The organism is Micropruina sp. (assembly GCF_047607385.1).
Classification (GTDB): domain Bacteria; phylum Actinomycetota; class Actinomycetes; order Propionibacteriales; family Propionibacteriaceae; genus Micropruina.
Map to the genome: position 1 here is coordinate 1 of NZ_JASGDE010000112.1, position 3,549 is coordinate 3,549.

Consider the following 3,549-nt stretch of genomic DNA (forward strand, 5'->3'; position numbering starts at 1 on the left):
ACCCGCTCACCGTACGACCCGGTACGCCTTCGCGTTCCCGGCTTGCCATTGCACCCATCTGGTGCCGCTCGCTACGGCGCCCATCGGTGGATCGAGGCTTAGGGAGGTGCCGACGATCGCCGATCGAGCTTGTCGAGACCTCTGACAACGGGGTTTCGACAAGCTCAGCCAGCGGTCCCGGGCCGGGTTCAGATGCCCCAACCCGGGTCGAGCCGGGGCGGTGGTTCCGGGGCCCGCCGGGTCCGCTCCAGTTCGACCGCGAGCTCGACCAGCCGGACGCCCAGTGCCGGCAGCGGAGGTTCGACCGGCCAGATCGCCCGCAACGGACGTTCGACCACCAGGCCGTCCACCATCACCGCGCGCAGTTCCCCGGCGCTCACCGCGGCCTGCACCGCGTGCTCGCTGAGCACGGCCGGCCCGGCGCCGGCGATCACGGCGACGCGGACGGCGGCGTTGCTGGCCAGTTCCAACGCCGGCGCCGCCATGGTGACGCCGGCGAGCGCCCGTTCCAGGGCGATCCGGGTGCCCGACCCGGGCTCGCGGACGATCAGCGGGGTGCCGACCAGCTCGTCCAGCGGCACCGGCCTGGTGCGCCGGGCCCACGGGTGCCCGGGAGCCACGACGACGACCAGCCGGTCGGTGCTGACCTCGCGCGAATCCACCGCGACGGTGAGGCCGGCGGGCAGTTCCGGACTCTCCACGAAGCCGAGCGTGCAGCCCGAGCCGAGCAGCCGTCCGACCTGCTGGGAGTTGCCGACGGTGAGCGACACCTCGGCCTCGGGGTGTTCGGCCCGCAACGCGGCCAGCCAGCGCGGCAGCAGCTCCTCGGCGATGGTCTGGCTGGCGGCCAGCCGCACCGTGCCGGTGTGCCCGCGTCCGATCGCCGCGGCACCCAGCAACAGCCGCTGGTTGGCCTCCAGCACCCGGCGCGCCCAGTCGACCACCAGGGCGCCGTCGCGGGTCGGCGCGGCGCCGGTCGGACCACGGGTCAGCAGTTCGAGCCGCAGCATCCGTTCCAGCCTGCGCAACGCGCGGCTGGCGTTCGGTTGCGCCATGCCGAGGGCGCGGGCGGCGGCCCCGACGCCGCCGTGCTCGACCGCGGCGACCAGCACGGCGAGGTCGGCCACCGGCGGATAGCGGTGCGGCGGCAACTCCGGAGTCATATCCGTATCGTATGGCTTCCATGCCGAAGTGACGGCTACTCAGATATGGGTTGAGGGCGGAAGGTAGAGGGGTGCCTCAGCCACCCGCCGATCTGGCCCGTCACGTCCCCGCAGCTTCGACGCCTCCCGCCGGCGCGGCGGGTTCCGGGTCGGCGGTGCCCGGGCTGCTGCTCAGCTGTGCCGCGGCGGCGGTCGTGCTCGGCGTCCAGCAGGTGCTGCCAGGGCTCAGCCCGTTGCTGCTGGCCATCCTGCTGGGCGCCGTGCTGAGCAATGTCGCCGGCGTCCGCGGCAGCTTCGCCGACCGGATCGCGCCGGGCATCCAGGTGGCGTCGCGCCGCCTGCTCCGGCTCGGGGTGGTGCTGCTCGGACTGCAACTGGCCCTCACCGACATCGCCGGGCTGGGCTGGCCGGTGCTGGTCGGGGTGATCGTGGTGGTGGCCGGGGGGATCGGCGCCACCATGCTCGCCGGCCGGCTGCTGGGGGTGAGCCGAACCCAGACGCTGCTGATCGCCTGCGGCTTCTCGATCTGCGGAGCGGCCGCCGTGGCCGGTGCGGACGGGGTGCTGCGGCGCCGGAACAGCGACGAGACGGCGACCGCGGTGGCTCTGGTGGTGGTCTTCGGGACGGTGATGATCGGTGTGCTGCCGGCCGCCGCGACGCTGCTCGGACTGGACGCCACGACCGCCGGCATCTGGGCGGGCGCGTCGATCCACGAGGTCGCCCAGGTGGTGGCCGCGGCCGGCATCGTCGGCGGATCGGCGCTCAAGGTGGCGGTGGTGGTCAAACTGGCCCGGGTGCTGCTGCTCGCGCCGGTGCTGGCGGTGATCTCGTTCGGGCAGCGGGAGTCGTCGGGCGGCGTCCGCGGTGGCCAGCCGGTGGTGCCGCTGTTCGTGGCCGGGTTCGTCGCCGCGGTCGGGCTGCGCAGCCTCGGCGTGCTGCCGGCCCCGGTGCTGCAACTGGCCGGGCTGCTGCAGACCGGGCTGCTGGCGGCCGCGATGTTCGCGCTCGGCACCTCGCTGCACGCCTCGGTGCTACGACGTGCCGGGCTGAAGCCGATCCTGCTCGGGCTGATCGCCACCGTCGTGGTCGCCCTGCTCGGCCTGGCCACCTGCGTGCTGGCCTGAGGCGTCCGGGGGAGTCGTCGCCGTCGGTTTCGGAGTTGCCGACCGGCGCCGGAACCGGCGCACCGTCGGCCAGCCGATCGCGCCGCCGATCAGGACGAAGGGCAGCAGCCCGCCGACCAGGGTGAGCAGCACCGCGATCGAGTTCTGCAGGGCGTCCCAGCCCTGGCTGAGCCCGACCAGGAACGGATTCTGCGTCTCGACCTGGCCCGGCCGGAGCAGCGAGACGGTGACCGGCGCCCGCTCCACCTGGTTCTTCAGGGCCTTCTGCTTGGCCAGCAGGGCTTCCAGTTCCGACTGCCGGCGGGTGAGTTCCTCTTCGACCCGGGCGATCTCGGTGATCGAACCGGCCTTGTCCATCAGCGCCCGGATCCGGCTGATCGACTCCCGCAGGGTGCGGATCCGGGCCTCGACGTCGACCACCTGCTCGGTGACGTCCCGCGCGGTGACCGACCGGGTGACCAGATCACCCAGCTTCGCCGCCTCCGCCATGAACCGGTCCAGGTTTGCCGCCGGCACGCTGAACACGATCCGGGAGCCGCCGCTCGCCGAGTCCGTGTCGGCCCCGATCGACTCGGACGCCACGTAGCCGTCCATGCTCTGCGCCAGCTGCCGCAGCTGCTCCGCGGTCGCGTTCAGGTCGGTGCAACGCAGCGACATCGCACCGGTCCGCACCACCTGTCGTTGGTCGGGTGTTCCCTCCTCGGGTGCGAGGCTGGCGGCCGGAGCCGCGCCCTCGCCGGCGCGTGTCACCTCGGGTTTGCTGGCGGCGTCGTGGGTGCATCCGACCAGGCCGATCACCCCGGACAGCAGCAGCGATGGCAGCCACAGTCGGAACCGAGAAGCAGTCATGCCCTTCATCACGCTGCGGCGGGCGACGACGTTGCAGCAAACCTGCTGAACACGCGCGGGCCTGCCCACCACCCGGTCGCGCGAGCTCATCGAGGTCGCCGCGCGATAGAAGCCCCCTTCGAACCACTTCTTGGTGCTTACGGCGGGGGCGTTCGAGGTCATTCCGGCACCGAACCGGATTCTGGTTGTAATGGACCGGTCGCCAGGGGCTCAGATCAACAAGAAAGTGGTTTGAGCACGCGGCGTCCGGATTGAGCCTGCTGATAACCGACAGAAAGTGGTTCGAGCTAGGGCCTGTTATGTAAGTCGTTTGAGCCAGTCGTTGATGACGGCGAGGTGGATGGTGGCGGTGTAGCGGACGGCGAGTTTGTCGTAGCGGGTGGCGAAGGCTCGGTGGTGTTTGAGCTTGTTGA

General features: G+C 71.7%; 3 protein-coding genes. 1 reads left to right on the forward strand and 2 read right to left on the reverse strand.

All coding sequences use genetic code 11. The features are described 5' to 3' along the window. Window positions 1–188: 188 nt before the first annotated feature. The gene (locus QM582_RS10005) at window positions 189–1,163 is read right to left on the reverse strand and encodes a LysR substrate-binding domain-containing protein (RefSeq protein WP_415084021.1); all 975 of its coding nucleotides are present in this window, start codon (window positions 1,161–1,163) and stop codon (window positions 189–191) included. A 71-nt stretch (window positions 1,164–1,234) separates the two neighbouring features. Between QM582_RS10005 and QM582_RS10010 the strand changes: the two genes are divergently transcribed. Continuing rightward, window positions 1,235–2,287, forward strand: coding sequence for a YeiH family protein (locus QM582_RS10010; RefSeq protein ID WP_415084022.1), 1,053 nt, complete (start codon window positions 1,235–1,237; stop codon window positions 2,285–2,287). Here QM582_RS10010 and QM582_RS10015 read toward each other — a convergent pair. Beyond that, a complete protein-coding gene (locus QM582_RS10015; RefSeq protein WP_415084023.1) occupies window positions 2,195–3,298 on the reverse strand; it encodes a DUF4349 domain-containing protein in 1,104 nt (367 codons plus the stop codon). The two genes, QM582_RS10010 and QM582_RS10015, sit on opposite strands and share 93 nt — an antisense overlap. Window positions 3,299–3,549 lie beyond the last annotated feature (251 nt).

Excerpts from the sequence above, each read along its gene's own strand:
- QM582_RS10005 (WP_415084021.1), bottom strand. The coding sequence starts at position 1,163 with ATGACTCCGGAGTTGCCGCCGCACCGCTATCCGCCGGTGGCCGACCTC.
- QM582_RS10015 (WP_415084023.1), bottom strand. The coding sequence starts at position 3,298 with ATGACCTCGAACGCCCCCGCCGTAAGCACCAAGAAGTGGTTCGAAGGG.